We start from the raw sequence: 17,308 nt of genomic DNA on the forward strand, positions 1-17,308 counted from the left end.
TAATAAGGTTTAATAATTAATTGTTAGAACAAGCTTTAAAGCCTAAACCCTACTTTCAGAAAAATGTAATGCTGTATAAAGTGTAAGTTATGCAACAGGATTTATGGCTATATGGCACATTCTGTTGCTAAATGTAAAGTTTTTAGAAACTTGTGTTAAGAAATATCAATTATTTAACAAGATTTAAGTAAACTGTTAGATTTTTTGTTTAAAAAAGCCCTCCGGTATGGGAGGGCTGTTATATAAATCTTATACGATATTTATTATATAAATAATGCTTTTAGCTCTGTTGCATCGTGCGGGTTCATTTTACCGGCCAGTACAAGGCTTAGCTGCTTGCGGCGCAGGGCAGCTGCAAAGCGCTGGTGCTCCAGCTCGGTTTGGGGCTCAATGGCAGGCACTTTTACGGGGCTGCCGTGTTCGTCTACCGCTACAAAGGTATAAATGGCTTCGTTTGCCTTTTTACGTTCGCCACTAATGCGGTCTTCCGTCCATACATCTATAAAAGTCTCCATGCTCGAGTTAAACGTGCGCGAAACCTTGGCCTCTATAGTAACCACACTGCCCAGGGGTATGGCGCGGTTAAATGCCACGTGGTTTACAGATGCCGTTACTACTACGCGCCCGGCGTGCCTGCCTGCTGCTATACTGGCAGCCCTGTCCATACGGGCAAGGAGTTCGCCGCCAAAAAGGTTGTTAAGGGGGTTGGTTTCGCCCGGTAGTACTACATCGGTCATTATACAAACCGAATCCTGTGGGTGTTTTGCCTGCATCTTTCTTCTTAATTTTCGGGCAAAGATAGTGCTAAGCAACGTGCAAAAAAAATCCCCGCCACAAGGCAGGGAGTGTTTTTATTCTATTGTAAGTACCCAGGCACCCGGGTCGGTTGTTTTGTGCAGTTCTTTCATGCCGGCGTTAGCCTCCTGGCGGGTGGCAAAGCTGTTGTAGGTAACAGGGTATAAGCCATACTTTGTAGGCGCCAGCCTTTGCGATTTAAAGCCTTTTGTCTTTAGTTCGGCAACAGCCTTATCGGCATTTTCCTCACTTTTAAAAGCACCGGCAATAATATGGTAGTGCAGGTTGGCAGGCAGTGTTTCGTCAACCGGCATGGTAACGGCCGGTAGCGGGGTTTCTATAAAAAAGGTGGCCTCCTGTATGCGCTGCTGTACTTTTTGCTGTACTGCCTTTTCTACAGCCAGGGTTTGCTGGGCTATTTGTGCATTGCGGTAGTTAACCAGCGCTGTGCCGCCCACACCTGCTACAACGGCAAATACCGCCGCATATTTAAGGTAAGAATAACTGCGTTTACGCTCCGGCGTAAAGATAATAGGCGCTTTTTCCTCCAGCTCCTCTACTTCGGCTTTAAGCACTTCGCGTTTTACCTGGTGGCTTACCACGCTGGCAAGGCCAAAGGCTGTTGCAAGGTAGTTGGTGTTGTCGGCAGGGCTAAATACCAGGCTGCCTTCGGCGTTAAGCCCAAAGTCGCCTATGTTTTTCAGGGTAATCACATCAAGGTTATCCAGCTGCTGTTTCCATGTGGTTACGGCAGTGTTTATAAGGGTAACGGCCTCGCTGTAAGAAATTTTTTCCTGCAGGGCAATGTGATTGGCTAAAAGCCCGTCATTATTTTTTACATTCGCATTAAATGACACCGCCTTTTTAGGAGGATAAAATGTATTGGTGGCGTTGTCTGCCACGGCAGGGCGCACTTCGGCAAGAAAAGCGCCAAAGCCCGGAACGGTAACGCACTGGTAACGATATAGTAAAGCGGAAATGTGTTTCTCTATCCTCATAACAACAAATTTAACCATAAGGCGGCCAATGCAAAATTTTATCCACAAATTTTATTAACAATCACAACCAACTGATTTACAATACTGTTTATAACTCATGACTGAGACGGAATTATTTAACACACTGGCGCTGATGCGTGTAGAGGGTGTGGGCGATATTGTGGCCAAAAAGCTGATTAACCACATGGGCAGCGCCGAAGCGGTATTTAAGGCCAGCCGCAAACAAATATTATCTATAGAAGGTGTTGGCGAGGTGCTGTACAACAACCTGCGCAATACCGGTGTTTTTACCCTTGCCGAAAGCGAGATGAGGTTTATCTATTCCCAAGGCATAAAGCCATTGTATTTTATGGAGGCAAATTACCCCGAAAGGCTGAAGCATTGTGTAGATGGCCCGTTGGTGTTGTTTGGTTCGGGCAACATAAACCTTGAAGGCCGTAAAACACTGAGTATTGTAGGTACCCGCCAAATGACGGCCTATGGCGCCGATTTTATTAGGAAACTGCTGGAAGACCTGGCTCCGCTTAATCCGGTTATCATCAGCGGGTTTGCGTATGGGGTTGATATCCATGCGCACCTGGTGGCTATGGAGCACAACCTGCAAACCATAGGCGTGGTAGCGCACGGGCTTAACCAGGTATACCCCAAACCGCATAAAAAGTATGTAGCGGCAATGGAACAGAACGGCGGCTTTTTTACCGAATTCTGGAGCACCAGCAACCCCGACCGTGAGAATTTTGTAAAGCGCAACCGCATTGTGGCAGGGCTTAGCGAGGCAACTATTATAGTTGAGAGCGCCGAGAAAGGCGGGTCATTAATTACCGCTAATGTGGCGAATGATTATAACCGTGATGTGTTTGCCGTGCCCGGGCGCATTACCGATAAATACAGTATGGGTTGTAACCACCTGATTAAAACGCAGCGCGCCAACCTGCTTACCGGCGCGGCCGACTTGTTATATATGCTAAACTGGGAACTGGAGGAAAAGAAAACCAAACCGGTGCAAAAACAGCTGTTTATTGACCTGGAATCTGACGAACAAAAAATATACGACTACCTGCTTAAAAACGGCAAGGAACTTATGGATATCATAGCCCTTAACTGCGATTTGCCCATTTACAGGCTGTCGTCTTTACTGCTCACCATGGAGCTGAAAGGCGTTATACGGCCGTTGCCGGGTAAGGTGTTTGAAGCGGTTTAGTGCCGTTCGTGGTTTAGGGTTCATTGTTCATTGTTGCCTCTTAGGGTTCTTAACAATGAACAATGAACACGAAACCACAAACATTATTCAATACTATAAATATACGCTTCTACGGCCTTTAACTCTTCATCTGTAAAGGTTTTGGTAATGTAGAAGTTGGTTTTCATTACGGCATACTGGGCGGGGTCTACAATGGGTTCGCCATTGCCTTTAAGGAAGGTAACCATGTCGCCTTTCTTTTCTTTGTATATTTTGCCAATTTCGCGAATGGCGGGGCCTATGGCTTTTTGTTGTGGCTTGTGGCAGGTATAGCAGTTGCCCTTGCCATCAAAAATTTCCTGTCCCAGCTGTTGCTGCGGGGTTAGTTTCGGGGCTGCACCTTCATCTTGCGTAGTATCGGCAGGGTATAGTGATTCTTTTTTTTCTTCGCCTTTGCAAGAAATAAGTGCAACGGCAGCGAGTAGCAGTAGTAGTTGTTTCATTTTAGTTGTATTCCCGGTTTAAAACCGATGCAAAAATACGGGTTTTTGCGTGTTGGAGGAAATGATATATGTCAGCCTCATTAATAATTTAGATGTAAAGGATTTCCAAAACACAGTTATTGTTAAGCGTTTGGTGAAGAAATTTAAACACAAAGGCCACCAAGATTTGCACGAAGAACACAATGTAGAGGCAAAAATTATTTTGAAGGCCACAAAGCTTTGTGTTCTTCCGCCAAAGGCGGTTTTCTTAGTGCTCATTGTGTAAATCTTGGAGGCCTTTGTGTTAAAAGTAGCCAGGTAAACAGTCAAAATCATCATCTTTTCATTTTTCCTGACAACTGTGTTTTGGAAATCTTGCAGGTGTATTATTCATTCAGTAAAATAGCCGCTTCTTTCGCAAAGTAGGTGCTTATAATATCGGCGCCGGCGCGTTTAATGCAGTACAGCTGCTCCAGCATAATCTTATCATGGTCCAGCCAGCCGCGTTCTGCAGCGGCCTTAACCATGGCATATTCTCCTGATACCTGGTAAACCGAAACCGGCACGTTAACCGCATTCTTCACTTCGCGTACAATATCAAGATAGGCAATGCCGGGTTTTACCATAACAATATCGGCGCCTTCCTCAACGTCATGCAGTGCCTCGCGAATGGCTTCTATGCGGTTGGCATAATCCATCTGATAGGTTTTTTTGTCTTTTGGGGGAACCTGTACTGAGCTTGCCGAAGTATCGGCTTCTTTCGGGGCACTGTCCAGCGCATCCCTAAACGGCCCGTAAAACGACGAGGCATACTTGGCGGCATAGCTCATAATACCCACATTCTGGAAACCGGCGCTGTCCAGCCCTTCGCGGAGGCGGATAACACGGCCGTCCATCATGTCGCTTGGGGCAACAAAATCAGCTCCGGCCTCAGCTTGTGAAACCGCCATTTTAACCAAAGCAGCTACCGTTTCATCGTTGGCAACGTCGCCATTTTTTATAATACCATCGTGCCCGTAAATAGAGTAAGGGTCCAGCGCTACATCGGGCATAACTATCATCCCCGGCACGGCATCTTTAATGGCTTTAATGGCCTGCTGCATAAGCCCGTCAGGATTCCACGCCTCTTTGCCGGTGTTGTCTTTAAGATGGTCGCCCACTTTTACGTAAATGTTTACAGCCTTTATGCCCAGGCTCCAAAGTTCTTTAACCTCCTTAACGGTAAGGTCTATCGAGCGGCGGTATATGCCGGGCATTGACAGAATGGGCACTTCTACATTGGTGCCCTCTGCAATAAACATGGGGAACATAAAGTCGTTTGGCGTAAGCACGGTTTCGCGTACAAGGGCGCGGATGGAATCGTTGGTTCTTAGCCTTCTATTTCGGTGTATTGGGAACATAATTGTTTAATTTTTAGCTTTCAGCTGTCAGCTTTCAGCGTTTTTAGTCTTGTTTATTTTTGATATTAATCCGGTTAGCATTTTTTTAACTTCTTCAATTTGAAACAAGAATTTTTGGCCCTGTTCGAAACTAATAAATTTTAAATCAATGCTTAATATAATCTGATATTCTAACTCATTGGCTGAACCAAATGAAATTACAAGAAACCTGGCAAAATCTTTTTCAGAATTTCTGCCACATCCCTCGGCAATATTCATTGGAATGGAACTTGATGCTCTTTTCATCTGGCTGATAAGTCCAAACATTTCCTCTTTTGGAAAATCCCGGACAAGTTGATATACATCAAGAGTTAACCGATGTGATTTTTGCCAGACAAGGAAATTCTTATAATCTTTCATGTTCTTTTTTTGAATAGCTGATGGCTGGCAGCTAATCGCTGACAGCTTATTTTATCTCTCTCTCCCACTTTTCAATTTTTTCACGCTGCTTCTTTAGCAACGTGGGCTCGTCAAACCGGTAACCGGCAAACAGGGTGCCATAGCCCGTAACATCGTTCATTTCTACACTGCTGCCCGAATTGTGCGTAAAAAACATGGCGCGCGAGTTAAAGCCGCAAAAAAAGCGCTTGCCGTTATAGCCTGCCGCCAGGTGCAGCGACCCGTTAATTAACAGCGAGGTTGTGGTGTTGTCATCTACCGTGGTGGTAAACCCTGCACCCAGGGCCATGCCGCCCGATAGTAGGAAATCTTTAGCAATAACCCAGTTATAGTAATAGGCCGGTGCTACGGCAACATCTACAAAGTATATTTTGCCGCCTATTTCAGGTTGCTTTTTGCTGTTTAGTTCGGTGTAATAATAAGATAGCGTAGGGGCAAACGTGCCTGCGCTTTTTAACTGCTTGGCGTTTTGGAAAGACGTGGCCCTGAACGAAAAATTGCGGTTAAACATATAGGCCGTGCTGCCGCCTATTTTAAGTGACTTCATTTGGGGCAGGTACAGCTCGCCGCCGTCTACCTGTAGCGACAAGCCTTTTTGGTATACAAAATCAAAATGCTGCATAAACCTGCCGGGGAAAAACCCAAAGCTAAAGTTGGTCATTTTAGACTTTGCGCTGTGGTTGTCTTTATTATCGTCAAAAAACGAGGGTGCAAAACCTAGGCTTAACGATATAATATTATACTGTACGGCAGCGCCCAGCGTGGTGCGGCTGTTGGGCACCAGGTCTACCGTTAGGTTTTCCTGTGGGTAGTAGAGGCTAAAGGTGTTGCTGGTGCTCAGGGTATAAACCTGTGTTGCCAGCATGTTGTCAAACGTTTTGTAATAGGCATTCTCCAGGCTGTCGGTTTGGGCATAACCACCCACCGATGCAAAAAGCGCCGCTATAAAACGTTTTATACCCATTCTGCCGGATTTGCCAATATGTCAATCAGTCGCTCTTCCTCGCTCCCTGCCAGGGGCTGGTGATCGTATACCCACTGCACGTGCGGTGGCAGGCTCATGAGTATACTCTCAATACGCCCGTTGGTTTTAAGGCCAAACAACGTGCCTTTGTCGTGCACCAGGTTAAACTCTACATAGCGCCCACGGCGAATTTCCTGCCAGGTGCGGTTTTCGGGGGTGTAGGGCAGGTCTTTCCTGCGCTCTACAATAGGTATATAGGCGCTAAGGAAACTGTTGCCTACCTCAGTAACAAAATTGTACCAGTCCTGCATGCTAAAGGTTTCGGTAGCCTTGCAGTGGTCAAAAAACAGGCCGCCTATGCCACGTGCCTCGTTGCGGTGCGCATTCCAAAAATAGGCATCGCACTGCTTTTTATATTGCGGGTAAAACTCCGGGTTGTGCTTATCGCAGGCGGTTTTACACGTGTGGTGAAAGTGCTGTGCATCTTCATCAAACAGGTAGTAGGGGGTAAGGTCCTGCCCGCCGCCAAACCAGCTGTTAACCAGTGTGCCCTGCTTGTCATACATTTCGAAATAGCGCCAGTTGGCATGCACGGTGGGCACCATAGGGTTTTTAGGATGGATAACCAGGCTGAGGCCACAGGCAAAAAAATCTACATCGCCCACGCCAAAGTACTGCTGCATGGCGGGCGCAAGCGGGCCATGCACGGCAGAGATGTTTACCCCACCTTTTTCAAACACGGCGCCGTTTTCTATAACACGGGTACGGCCGCCGCCGCCTTCAGGCCTTTGCCACAAATCTTCACGAAATTTTGCGGTTCCGTCTACGGCTTCAAGCCCGGCGGTAATGGTATCCTGCAGTTGTTGTATGTATGCGTAAAAGGTGTCTTTCATTGTAATATATTGTGAACTAAAAGCATAAGGCCGTTTACACCTTCTCATTAATGCTCATTAAATATTTTTTAGGTGTGGTGCCAAATTTCTTTTTAAAGGCTGCTATAAAATGGCTGGCCGTGCTGTAGCCTATGCGAAGGCCTACTTCGTTTACGTTATACGAACCGCTGTCCAGCAGCTTGCGGGCATAATCCATTTTATAGTCAAAAAGAAAGCTGTACACGCTGTCGCCATATATCTGGCGGAAGCCCATTTTAAGCTTTTTGAGGCTAATGCCCACCTGGTCGGCCAGTTCTTCCAGCCCGGGTGGCTCGGCCATGTTGGCAATAACAATATCCTTGGCCTTGCGTATCTTGATTACGTTTTCTTCGTCTATCAGGAATGGGCATTGCTCGGCATCGGGGTCTTCGGTACGGTTAAAGTACAGGCTTAGCAGTTCATACACCTTGCCTTTAAAGTACAGTTTTTTAATGCTGGGGTGCAGGTTAAAGTGAAACAGCTGGCTGAGTACAATGGCCATAGACGGATTTATCTTGTCGTCTTTATAATACTTACGGTCTATATTATCGGCACTCAGGAACGGAATATGGTCGGCCTGGTCTGAGAAAAAGCCGTGGAATTTTTTTATAGAAATCAGTACCGATACCACCCAGCTGTGCGGGGCAATTTCCAGGTGCAGGGGTAGCTCTTTTTGCGGGTTGTATAAAAACAGCGAAACCTCTTCGCGCAGGTCGAGCGCATAGCGGCCCTGATTAAAAATAAACTTGCCGCGGCCTTTTATGCCAAAGTGAAACTGTATCAGGTCTACGTCTACTTCCCTTTCAAAATGGGCGGTTTCATCGGTGTTGTTCTCAAAGCGCAGTACATAAAAACCGTCTTCTATCATGATTTCCTCATGGGTTCCCATAGCGATATTTTTTAGCAGCCCTGCAACAATGTTTTCGCAATTTTTATTTAGAATAATTCTAAACAGTGTCGCCGCAAGGCATTGATTTTACTGCAAATGTAGCGTATTCTTCAAAAAAACAACGCTGTAGAGCCTAAATATCCTTAAACGACATAAAAAGGACTTACAGCGTTATTTTTTAAAAAGGGGTTAGTATAATTTTGTGAAACTTTTAGGAAAAGTGTATATGGATCATAACAACGTTTCGAGGCATCAGTATTTTTATGCAGTGGGATTGAGCTACCGGAAAGCCGATGCCGAAACAAGGGGACGGTTCAGCCTTGATGCGGATGCCCGCACCCGTGTGCTACTGCAGGCACAACAGGAGGGCATCAGCAGCCTGGTAGTGGTTAGCACCTGCAACCGTACCGAGATTTATGGCTTTGCCCAGCACCCCTTTCAGCTTATTAAGTTACTTACCGATAACAGCCGCGGCACTGTAGAAGAGTTTCAGCGCGCTGCCTTTGTATATAAAAACCACGAGGCTATTGGTCACCTGTTCCGCGTAGGCACGGGGCTTGACAGCCAGATACTGGGCGACTTTGAAATCATTAGCCAGATAAAGCTAAGTTTTATCGAAAGCAAAAACCACGGACTTGCCAATGCCTATATGGAGCGCCTTGTAAACAGCGTGATACAGGCCAGCAAACGCGTTAAGAACGAAACCGAGCTGAGCAGCGGTGCCACATCGGTATCTTTTGCGGCGGTGCAATATATTATGGGCAATGTTGAGGCTATAGCCGATAAAAACATACTGCTTTTCGGTACCGGTAAAATAGGCCGAAACACCTGCGAGAACCTGGTAAAACACACCAAGAACGACCACATTGTACTGATAAACCGCACCCGCGAAAAAGCTGAGCAGGTGGCCGGTAAATTTAACCTTGTGGTAAAGGATTATGACCTGCTTCCGCTGGAAATACCTGCAGCCGATGTGCTTGTAGTAGCTACCGGCGCACAGCAGCCCACCATAGATAAAGACATGCTGGTGCTTAATAAGCCATTGCTTATACTGGACCTGTCGGTGCCTAAAAACGTAGATGAAAATGTGCGAGAGCTGGGCAACGTAACCCTGGTGCACCTGGACGACCTGAGCAAAATAACCGACAGTACGCTGGAAAACCGCAAAAAGCACGTACCCGCAGCTGAGGCTATTATTGAGGCCATTATGGGCGAATTTAACGACTGGCTCAACGCCCGCAAATTTGCCCCTACCATAAACGCCCTTAAAGAGAAACTAAACTCTATAAAAGACGGCGAACTTGATTTTCAGCGTAAAAAAATCAGTAATTTTGATGAAGAGCAGGCCGAAATTATAAGCCAGCGCATCATCCATAAAATTACAACGCATTTTGCCAACCACCTTAAAGACCGCGATACTGTAGTAGACGAAAGCATTGAGTGGATTGAAAAGGTTTTTGGCATAGAAAATAAAGAGCAGGCGTCTTAACTTGAAACTTGAAACTTGAAACCAAAAACTATAAGGATTGGCACCCGCGACAGTGAGCTTGCCCTTTGGCAGGCACATACCGTAGAGCGTCAACTAAACGCACTGGGTTATGAAACCGAGATTGTGGCCGTAAAAAGCACTGGCGACCTGATACTTGACGTGCCGCTGTATGAGCTGGGCATTACCGGTATTTTTACCAAAACGCTTGATGTAGCCATGATAAAAGGCGAGGTGGATATTGCCGTGCACAGCATGAAAGACGTGCCCACCGCGCTGCCCAAAGGCATTGTGCAGGCAGCCGTTTTAGAGCGCGCCAATGTAGATGATATCCTGGTTTATAAAGGCAACCCCGATTTTTATACCGAAGCCGCCACCATAGCCACAGGATCACTGCGCAGGCAGGCGCAATGGCTTAACCGCTACCCGCACCACAGCGTGACCGACATTCGTGGCAACGTAAATACCCGCCTTAAAAAGCTGGACGAAAGCGAATGGAACGGGGCGATATTTGCCGCTGCCGGTCTCGAACGAATAAACAAATTACCAAATAACCACATCACCCTGGATTGGATGATACCCGCACCGGCACAGGGCGCCATGGTGGTAGTAGCTATGGAACACGATGCCTTTTGCCGTGAGGCCGTTGCCAAATTAAACCATACCCCTACCGAGATTGCCACGCACATAGAGCGCCAGTTCCTTCGCAGGCTTGAAGGTGGCTGTACGGCACCTATTGGGGCGCTTGCAAGCAGTATAGACGGTGCCATTCGTTTTGAGGGCGTATTGCTGAGCATAGACGGGCAGGAAAAGCTGCATATAGAAAAGGTTATTCCACCTGATGCAGATTATACCAACGTAGGTAACGATTGTGCCGATGAGATTTTGCAAAACGGTGGCGTGGAGCTGATGGATAAAATTCGCAGCCAACTGAAAAAGTAATGAAGCGCATACTGAGCACCAAAAAACTGCTGCCCAACCAACGGCTGTACCTGCTTAACGGCGGGCTTAGTGTTGTTGACGCAAATTTTATTGGCATTCAGCATAAGGCGTTTGATATTAATACGGTTAAGGCCAATCTTATCTTTACCAGCCGCAACGGCGTGGAGGCGTTTTTGGCCAACCCGCTTAGTGTAACCTATATTGGCAGCAACGTGTTTTGCGTGGGTCCTAACACCCGCCTGTTTTTAGAGCGTAGTGGGTTTAATGTAATTGAGTGTAAGGATGATGCCGCCCAGCTTGCCGAAGCCATTGTAACCGGCTATCCCGGCGAAAGCTTTACGTTTTTTAGCGGTAACCTGCGCCGTAATGATTTGCCCCTGGTTTTAACTCATGCAGGTATTGATTTTAATGAAATCCAGGTATATGAAACAGCGCTTACACCGCACACTATAACAGCAAAGCCTGATGGGATTATGTTTTTTAGCCCTTCAGCCGTAGTGAGTTATTTAAGAGGGAATATGATTACTGATGAATCCTGCTTTTGCATAGGGGCAACCACGGCACAGGCGCTTAAGGGAGTAACGGATAACATTATCCTTGCCAATAAGCCCAGCGTAGAAAACGTGATTGTACAGGTGAGAGGCTATTATAAAGAAGACAAATATTAACGTCCGTCATTGCGAGGAACGAAGCAATCTCATAGAGAAGTAATATAATAAACATGAGATTGCCTCGGTCGTTCCTCCCTCGCAATGACAGAAACCGGAAACAATACTAAGTCAAACAAATAAATTAGTGCCATTCGAGTAATTCGTGGCAAAAAATAAAACAATGAGCATAAAGAACGACCTTTTTTTAAAAGCATTGCGCAACGAAACCGTAGAGCGCCCACCCGTATGGATGATGCGCCAGGCAGGCAGGTATTTGCCGGAATTTAGGGCACTGCGCGATAAATACGACTTTTTTACCCGCTGCCAAACCCCTGAGCTTGCTGCCGAAATTACGGTACAGCCCATTCGTATTGTAAAGCCTGATGCCGCCATATTGTTCAGCGATATTCTTGTAGTGCCGCAGGCCATGGGCATTGAGGTGCTGATGAAAGAAAGCGTGGGTCCGTTTTTGCCCAACCCCATTCGCTCTGCACAGGATGTGGAAAAGGTTATCGTTCCGGATATCCATGAAACGCTGGGGTATGTAATGGATGCTATTAAGCTCACTAAGGAAATGCTTAATGATGAGGTGCCGCTTATAGGCTTTGCCGGCAGCCCGTGGACTATTTTTTGCTATGCGGTAGAAGGCAAAGGCTCTAAAAGCTTTGATACGGCCAAGGGTTTCTGCTTCAGCCAGCCCGAGGCAGCGCACGTTTTGCTTCAAAAAATAACCGATACCACTATTGCCTATCTTAAGGAAAAAGTAAAGGCCGGTGTTAATGCCGTGCAGATATTTGACAGCTGGGGCGGTATGCTAAGCCCGGTAGACTACCAGGAATTTTCATGGAAATACATCAACCAGATTGTTGAGGCTTTAGCGCCTGAAACACACGTAATTGTGTTTGGCAAAGGCTGCTGGTTTGCACTGGGCGATATGGCACAGAGCAAGGCTTCGGCGCTAGGTGTAGACTGGACGTGCAGTGCCCGCAACGCCCGCTACCTTAGCGGAGGCCGCATTACACTACAGGGTAACTTTGACCCAAGCCGACTGCTAAGCCCTATACCAACCATTAAAAAAATGGTACACCAAATGATAGACGAGTTTGGCAAAGACAATTATATTGTAAATTTAGGCCACGGCATTTTACCAAACATTCCGGTAGACCATGCCAAAGCGTTTGTAGACGCGGTTAAAGAATATAAATAAAAAAGCCTCTCCCCAACCCTCTCCAAAGGAGAGGGAGTAGCTTCACTCTAAGATATATCGGACTGAGGGAAGCTAAGCCCCCTTTGGGGGTTTGGGGCTTATCAACAACAACAAAATGCCACTAACCTTTAATTCACGGGACGAGCACAACCAGCGTATTAACAACGCGCTGCAACGCCTTATGGCCCTAACCCTTGTGCCCGGCGGCTGGGATGACGATGCCGTTAACGAGCAGCTAAAGCCTTTTTTACTTAAGATTGATGAACTGGCGGCGTTGCCCACAGCAGCGTTTGTGTCTTTTATAGCGCGTTACAAGGTAGACCCGGATAACCTGGAGTTACTTGCCGATGCCCTTGTAAACCTTTCGCAAAAAGCGGGATATGAAGTACTGGCCGGCCATGCCGTGGGTGTCTATGAGCACATACAGCAATCAGGCGATGTGTTTTCTTTAACCGTTGCCGGTAAACTAAAAGCCCTGAGATCATGAAACACTGGGAAACCGTAAGCATACACAACATCTCGGCACAGGAGTTCCACCGGCTTATAGAGCGCAACAGGGAGCACATTGCCAGGACGTTTCCGCGCACGCTTGAAGGCTGCAAAGATGCCGCTGCGGTTACCGCGTTTATAAATACAGCCCGCCAAAAACAGCAGGAGGGCGAAAACTATTACTTCTACCTGCGCGATGCCATAAAGGGCAACCTTACGGGCTATATTGTAGTTAAAAACATAGAGCACCATGTACTAAAGTGCGAACTGGCGTATTTTATAGACAAAAACTACCAGGGCCAGGGTATTATGACCCAAACTGTAGCACACGTGGTAGACTTTTGTTTCAATACCCTAAAGATGAACAAAGTATACATTTGTACCTCGCTTACCAACCATGCCAGCCAAAAAGTAGCCCTTAAAAACGGCTTTGTTCAGGAAGGCATACTTAAGGAAGAGTTTAAAAACAGCGAGGGCGTGCTTGAGGATGTAATGTACTTTGGGTTAATAAAATCAGAGTATGGGAAATGAGGATTTTAACCTGGAATATTGAACGCGTTAAGAGAGGTAAAGCAGATATTCTCTTAGCATTGCAAAAGTTTGATGCCGATATTTTAGTACTCACAGAAACAAATACATCCATATATCCCGGAGAGGAATATAATTGTTTGGCAACGCATGAATTACCTCTTTTTTTTGATGGGGTACATTATAAGCCGGGAGAAAAACGTACAACAATATGGACTAAATATCCTATAATTGGCTCGATACCAACTTATGATAACTATACGAATGTTTGCGCAGTGGCTGATACAGAATTTGGAAATCTAAAAATATACGGAACAATAATAGGTGTGTTTGGCGGAAAAGGTGAGCGTTTTAAAGCAGACCTTACCGCTACACTATCTGATTTAAAAGAAATTAATAGGGATGATTCTCTTTGCTTTGCCGGAGACTTTAACACATTCCTTTCAGGTTATGCATATCCAAGTTATAGTGCAAGGCAGGCGTTACGGGAAGTATTTAAAGAACTTGATCTTGATTGCTTAACAGCGGACATAGAAAAAAATGTTGACCATATTGCCATGAACAGGCATTTTACAGAAAATAAAACCATCAGTATTGAAACCTGGAATCGGGATTTTAAATTGAGCGACCACGTGGGTATTTGCCTTACGATAATATGATACTATGAAAAATACTTTGGCCTTATAAAATCAGATTACGCTAAATAAAGTTACTATATGCTTTTGAGCATAACCTGTACAGGTTCGGTTAAAAAAGCAGCTAATATCAATCTAAAAAAAATCCCTTGCACGGTTTTTGATGCACTGTTGCGGGGTTAAAATAAACCACAAACAAAAATGAAAGGAGTACTTTTAGTAAACCTGGGTTCGCCCGATAGCCCCACGGCTAAGGATGTAAAGCCCTACCTTGATGAGTTTTTAATGGATAAGTATGTTATAGACGTGCCGTGGCTGCTGCGTGCATTTTTGGTACGTGGCATCATCCTGCGTAAAAGGCCGGAAGAAAGCGCCCATGCTTACCAGAAAATATGGTGGCCGGAGGGTTCGCCGCTTATTGTTATTTCTAAAAAAGTACACGAACTGGTTAAGGAGCAGGCTGAGGTTCCGGTGGCGTTGGCCATGCGTTACGGCAAGCCAAGTATTGAAACCGGCCTTAAAGAACTGCACGACAAAGGGGTTACTGATGTACTGCTTTTCCCGCTGTATCCGCAATATGCTATGGCAAGCACCATGACCATAGAAAAGCTGGCTGAGGAAATTCGCGCTAAGCAATTTCTGGGTATGAAGCTTACCAACGTACCTGCGTTTTACAACAACCCTGATTATATAGATGCGCTGGCCAATTCCATCAAAAAAGGTTTGGAAGGCTTTGAGTATGACCAGCTGGTGTTTAGCTACCACGGCATACCCGAGCGCCATGTGCGCAAGACCGATGCCACCAAATCGCACAAAAAATTTACGACCGATGTAATGTGCTGCACGCCTGGCACACCCGCGGCCGAATTTTGCTACCGTACGCACTGCTATGAAACTACACGCCTTGTGGTAGAAAAGCTGGGCCTGCCTGCAGATAAATACTACCAAACATTCCAGAGCCGCCTGGCGGGCGATAAATGGCTGGAACCGTATACGGATGTTGAGATAAACAAAATGCCCGCAAAAGGCATTAAAAACATAGCGGTGGTAACCCCGGCCTTTGTGGCCGACTGCCTTGAAACCCTTGAAGAAATAGGTATGCGTGCCGATGAGGACTTTAAGGAAAACGGCGGCGAAAACTTTAAGGCCATTCCGTGCCTTAACGACGACCCGCAATGGGTGGGCGTACTGAGCAAGTGGATTAACAACTGGGCCAAAACCGGTGCATTACCCAACTAAATGGACGTAACATCCAAGGAGCTTGCAAAAAAAGATATTAAAAGCCTGCTGATAAAGCAGAGCATTCCGTCGTCTGTAGGGATATTGTTCATGAGTGTCAATATCCTTATCGATACCATTTTTGTAGGCCGCTGGATAGGTTCGCTGGCAATTGCCGCGCTAAGCGTGGTGCTGCCCATTACGTTTTTTATATCATCATTGGGCATGGCCATAGGGGTGGGCGGCAGTTCTGTACTGAGCCGTGCACTGGGTGCGGGCAATAAAGACAAGGCCATAAGCACCTTTGCCCACCAGCTCATGATGACGTTTATTGTATCGTCGGTCTTTGTGGCGGCGGGGCTTTTCTTTGGCGATGAAATACTGTATGCTTTTGGTGCAAACGGAAAAATAACACCCTTGGCAAAGGAGTTTTTCTTCCCCATATTACTGGCCGTGCCGTTTCAGGCGCTGTGTATGATGGGCAATAACGTTATGCGTGCCGAAGACAAATCAAAACACGCCATGGTAGCCATGATTATCAGTACCGTGAGCAACCTGGTGCTTGATGTGGTGTTTATTAAATTCCTGAACCTTGGAGTTATGGGCGCGGCGCTGGCCACAAGCACATCGTTTGTACTGTGCTTTGCCTACATTGCCTGGTTCTTTCTTGCCAAAAGCGAACTTAAACTACACTGGCACAACTTTGTGTGGGATAAAAAGCTGTCCTGGGAAATCATTTCCATGAGCTTTGTAACCTTTGCACGCCAGGGTGTTATAAGTATACTTAACGTGCTGCTTAACCATACGCTGTTTGCACAGGGTGGCGAGGCAGCCATAACCATATATGGCATAGTAAGCAGGCTGCTTATGTTTATGCTGTTCCCCGTGCTGGGGGTTACGCAGGGCTTTTTGCCGGTGGCGGGCTACAACTATGGGGCAGGCAATACAGAGCGCGTGCGCAAAAGCGTGGGCATTTCCATCAAAATGGCAGGCGGGCTGGCTATTGTGGTGTTTGCCATAATAATGATACTGGCCAGGCCCATAGTATCGGTCTTTACAACCGACCCGCACATTATAGCCGAAACCCCGGGTGCGCTGCGCTGGGTGTTTGCGGCATCGCCCATTATAGCGGTGCAGCTTATAGGCGCGGCTTACTTTCAGGCGGCGGGCAAACCCACAAAGGCGCTTATGCTTACGCTGAGCAAACAGGGTTTTTTCTTAATACCTTTGGTACTTCTATTACCGCAGTTTTTAGGGCTGCTGGGGGTTTGGATAGCCTTTCCCATTGCCGATGTGCTGAGCACTATTGTAACGGGGGTGTTTTTAAAGAAGGAAATGGGTACGCAACTCAAAACATAGTTTGGTATCCTATATTCAAAAAAACCACCTATACTATGAAAAGAATTTTCCTGATTATCAACCTGTTAGTGTCAATGTTTAGCTTTGCACAGGACAGCCTTCAAACAGAACGAAAGTCGATTATAACCTTTAGCCTGCTAAGCCCTACGCTAAGCCTTGCACCGCGTTATAGTGTGGGCTATGTGCACAAATTAAACAGCCGTTGGTGGGCAGGCCTTGAGGCAGGCTATGGCAACGATGGTATAAATATTGTAAAGGAACCGCTGGGCGACAGCGATGTTACAGGTAGTGATTACCGTTTGTTTGAACTGCGCCCTGAGTTGTATTATGACATCCGCAACCGTGGCAAGCTAAAGCACACGGTGTCGCTTGAGGTGTTTTACATAAATCACCGCGACCGGTTTATAACCGACAAGTATCGTGATAAATCAGAAAGCCGCTGGTATGAATATGATGCGGCCGATTATAAAAGGATAAAAACAGGCTTTAACCTTAATTATGGGGTGCTGTATTACCTTACCCCAAAGCTTATGTTGTGGCAAAAAATGGGTGTGGGCCTTAAAAACCGCAATGTAAAGTATGATAACTTTGTAAACAACCGTCCGTCTGAACGGTATGATAATGACGATGACCATTTTGATCTTTTCGGGATGGACAGCCATTTAGAGAAAGAAGGGAATTATTTTGGCTTTAACTTTAACATGGAGCTGAAGCTGGCGTATCAGTTTTAAGAAATG

At 46.2% G+C, this 17,308-nt stretch carries 19 protein-coding genes; 11 read left to right on the top strand and 8 right to left on the bottom strand.

Annotated elements, in window-relative coordinates:
* Positions 1 to 263: 263 nt before the first annotated feature.
* Together AM279_RS14705 and AM279_RS14710 are read right to left on the bottom strand one after the other, a co-directional pair.
* Positions 264 to 773, bottom strand: coding sequence for an acyl-CoA thioesterase (locus AM279_RS14705; RefSeq protein ID WP_054408790.1), 510 nt, complete (start codon positions 771 to 773; stop codon positions 264 to 266).
* A 78-nt stretch (positions 774 to 851) separates the two neighbouring features.
* Entirely contained in the window at positions 852 to 1,793 is a 942-nt protein-coding gene (locus tag AM279_RS14710) for an HU domain-containing protein (RefSeq protein ID WP_054410355.1), read from the bottom strand.
* A gap of 97 nt (positions 1,794 to 1,890) precedes the next feature.
* Between AM279_RS14710 and dprA the strand changes: the two genes are divergently transcribed.
* Positions 1,891 to 2,994: a DNA-processing protein DprA gene (gene dprA / locus AM279_RS14715; protein WP_054408791.1), complete on the top strand. Its 1,104-nt coding sequence runs from the start codon at positions 1,891 to 1,893 to the stop codon at positions 2,992 to 2,994.
* Positions 2,995 to 3,077: 83 nt separating this feature from the next.
* Here the strand turns inward: dprA and AM279_RS14720 are convergent, their stop codons facing one another.
* The 6 genes from AM279_RS14720 to AM279_RS14750 form a co-directional block, all read right to left on the bottom strand.
* Entirely contained in the window at positions 3,078 to 3,476 is a 399-nt protein-coding gene (locus AM279_RS14720; protein ID WP_054408792.1) for a c-type cytochrome, read from the bottom strand.
* Between the two features lie 365 nt (positions 3,477 to 3,841).
* Positions 3,842 to 4,855 carry a porphobilinogen synthase gene (hemB, locus tag AM279_RS14730; RefSeq protein WP_054408794.1) on the bottom strand — a complete coding sequence of 338 codons (1,014 nt, stop codon included), beginning with the start codon at positions 4,853 to 4,855 and terminating at the stop codon, positions 3,842 to 3,844.
* A 27-nt stretch (positions 4,856 to 4,882) separates the two neighbouring features.
* Positions 4,883 to 5,254 carry a four helix bundle protein gene (locus AM279_RS14735; RefSeq protein WP_054408795.1) on the bottom strand — a complete coding sequence of 124 codons (372 nt, stop codon included), beginning with the start codon at positions 5,252 to 5,254 and terminating at the stop codon, positions 4,883 to 4,885.
* A 46-nt stretch (positions 5,255 to 5,300) separates the two neighbouring features.
* Positions 5,301 to 6,257: a DUF4421 family protein gene (locus AM279_RS14740; RefSeq protein WP_054408796.1), complete on the bottom strand. Its 957-nt coding sequence runs from the start codon at positions 6,255 to 6,257 to the stop codon at positions 5,301 to 5,303.
* Positions 6,248 to 7,150: an oxygen-dependent coproporphyrinogen oxidase gene (gene hemF, locus AM279_RS14745; protein WP_082344240.1), complete on the bottom strand. Its 903-nt coding sequence runs from the start codon at positions 7,148 to 7,150 to the stop codon at positions 6,248 to 6,250. Before hemF ends, AM279_RS14740 begins: the two co-directional genes overlap by 10 nt.
* A gap of 34 nt (positions 7,151 to 7,184) precedes the next feature.
* A complete protein-coding gene (locus AM279_RS14750; protein ID WP_054408798.1) occupies positions 7,185 to 8,057 on the bottom strand; it encodes a helix-turn-helix transcriptional regulator in 873 nt (290 codons plus the stop codon).
* Positions 8,058 to 8,283: 226 nt separating this feature from the next.
* Here AM279_RS14750 and hemA point away from each other — a divergent pair, with 226 nt between their 5' ends.
* The 10 genes from hemA (at position 8,284) to AM279_RS14800 (ending at position 17,302) form a co-directional block, all read left to right on the top strand.
* On the top strand, positions 8,284 to 9,546 hold the full coding sequence (gene hemA / locus AM279_RS14755; RefSeq protein WP_054408799.1) for a glutamyl-tRNA reductase: 1,263 nt from the start codon (positions 8,284 to 8,286) through the stop codon (positions 9,544 to 9,546).
* A gap of 15 nt (positions 9,547 to 9,561) precedes the next feature.
* Positions 9,562 to 10,485: a hydroxymethylbilane synthase gene (hemC, locus tag AM279_RS14760; RefSeq protein ID WP_054408800.1), complete on the top strand. Its 924-nt coding sequence runs from the start codon at positions 9,562 to 9,564 to the stop codon at positions 10,483 to 10,485.
* Complete coding sequence (locus AM279_RS14765) at positions 10,485 to 11,153, top strand: uroporphyrinogen-III synthase (RefSeq protein WP_054408801.1); 669 nt, start codon at positions 10,485 to 10,487, stop codon at positions 11,151 to 11,153. The genes hemC and AM279_RS14765 overlap by 1 nt, the downstream gene beginning before the upstream one ends.
* 163 nt (positions 11,154 to 11,316) lie before the next feature.
* A complete protein-coding gene (gene hemE / locus AM279_RS14770) occupies positions 11,317 to 12,342 on the top strand; it encodes a uroporphyrinogen decarboxylase (RefSeq protein ID WP_054408802.1) in 1,026 nt (341 codons plus the stop codon).
* Between the two features lie 115 nt (positions 12,343 to 12,457).
* Complete coding sequence (locus AM279_RS14775) at positions 12,458 to 12,829, top strand: hypothetical protein (RefSeq protein WP_074961684.1); 372 nt, start codon at positions 12,458 to 12,460, stop codon at positions 12,827 to 12,829.
* Positions 12,826 to 13,362, top strand: coding sequence for a GNAT family N-acetyltransferase (locus AM279_RS14780; RefSeq protein ID WP_054408804.1), 537 nt, complete (start codon positions 12,826 to 12,828; stop codon positions 13,360 to 13,362). The genes AM279_RS14775 and AM279_RS14780 overlap by 4 nt, the downstream gene beginning before the upstream one ends.
* Positions 13,359 to 14,018, top strand: coding sequence for an endonuclease/exonuclease/phosphatase family protein (locus AM279_RS14785; protein ID WP_054408805.1), 660 nt, complete (start codon positions 13,359 to 13,361; stop codon positions 14,016 to 14,018). Before AM279_RS14780 ends, AM279_RS14785 begins: the two co-directional genes overlap by 4 nt.
* Positions 14,019 to 14,195: 177 nt before the next feature.
* Positions 14,196 to 15,233, top strand: a complete 1,038-nt coding sequence (hemH, locus tag AM279_RS14790; RefSeq protein ID WP_054408806.1) for a ferrochelatase — start codon at positions 14,196 to 14,198, stop codon at positions 15,231 to 15,233.
* A complete protein-coding gene (locus AM279_RS14795) occupies positions 15,234 to 16,571 on the top strand; it encodes an MATE family efflux transporter (RefSeq protein ID WP_054408807.1) in 1,338 nt (445 codons plus the stop codon).
* 35 nt (positions 16,572 to 16,606) lie between these two features.
* Positions 16,607 to 17,302 (top strand): hypothetical protein, encoded by a 696-nt coding sequence (locus AM279_RS14800; protein WP_143090442.1) that lies wholly within the window; start codon positions 16,607 to 16,609, stop codon positions 17,300 to 17,302.
* The last annotated feature ends 6 nt before the right edge of the window (positions 17,303 to 17,308 follow it).

The organism is Flavobacterium akiainvivens, assembly GCF_001278115.1.
Taxonomy (GTDB): domain Bacteria; phylum Bacteroidota; class Bacteroidia; order Flavobacteriales; family Flavobacteriaceae; genus Flavobacterium; species Flavobacterium akiainvivens.

Coding starts and splice junctions, on each gene's coding strand:
- dprA (WP_054408791.1), top strand. CDS start 1,891: ATGACTGAGACGGAATTATTTAACACACTGGCGCTGATGCGTGTAGAG.
- AM279_RS14750 (WP_054408798.1), bottom strand. CDS start 8,057: ATGGGAACCCATGAGGAAATCATGATAGAAGACGGTTTTTATGTACTG.
- AM279_RS14720 (WP_054408792.1), bottom strand. CDS start 3,476: ATGAAACAACTACTACTGCTACTCGCTGCCGTTGCACTTATTTCTTGC.
- AM279_RS14800 (WP_143090442.1), top strand. CDS start 16,607: ATGAAAAGAATTTTCCTGATTATCAACCTGTTAGTGTCAATGTTTAGC.
- hemA (WP_054408799.1), top strand. CDS start 8,284: ATGGATCATAACAACGTTTCGAGGCATCAGTATTTTTATGCAGTGGGA.
- hemB (WP_054408794.1), bottom strand. CDS start 4,855: ATGTTCCCAATACACCGAAATAGAAGGCTAAGAACCAACGATTCCATC.
- AM279_RS14740 (WP_054408796.1), bottom strand. CDS start 6,257: ATGGGTATAAAACGTTTTATAGCGGCGCTTTTTGCATCGGTGGGTGGT.
- hemF (WP_082344240.1), bottom strand. CDS start 7,150: ATGAAAGACACCTTTTACGCATACATACAACAACTGCAGGATACCATT.
- AM279_RS14780 (WP_054408804.1), top strand. CDS start 12,826: ATGAAACACTGGGAAACCGTAAGCATACACAACATCTCGGCACAGGAG.
- AM279_RS14765 (WP_054408801.1), top strand. CDS start 10,485: ATGAAGCGCATACTGAGCACCAAAAAACTGCTGCCCAACCAACGGCTG.
- AM279_RS14735 (WP_054408795.1), bottom strand. CDS start 5,254: ATGAAAGATTATAAGAATTTCCTTGTCTGGCAAAAATCACATCGGTTA.
- hemH (WP_054408806.1), top strand. CDS start 14,196: ATGAAAGGAGTACTTTTAGTAAACCTGGGTTCGCCCGATAGCCCCACG.
- hemE (WP_054408802.1), top strand. CDS start 11,317: ATGAGCATAAAGAACGACCTTTTTTTAAAAGCATTGCGCAACGAAACC.
- AM279_RS14795 (WP_054408807.1), top strand. CDS start 15,234: ATGGACGTAACATCCAAGGAGCTTGCAAAAAAAGATATTAAAAGCCTG.
- AM279_RS14705 (WP_054408790.1), bottom strand. CDS start 773: ATGCAGGCAAAACACCCACAGGATTCGGTTTGTATAATGACCGATGTA.
- AM279_RS14710 (WP_054410355.1), bottom strand. CDS start 1,793: ATGAGGATAGAGAAACACATTTCCGCTTTACTATATCGTTACCAGTGC.
- AM279_RS14785 (WP_054408805.1), top strand. CDS start 13,359: ATGAGGATTTTAACCTGGAATATTGAACGCGTTAAGAGAGGTAAAGCA.
- AM279_RS14775 (WP_074961684.1), top strand. CDS start 12,458: ATGCCACTAACCTTTAATTCACGGGACGAGCACAACCAGCGTATTAAC.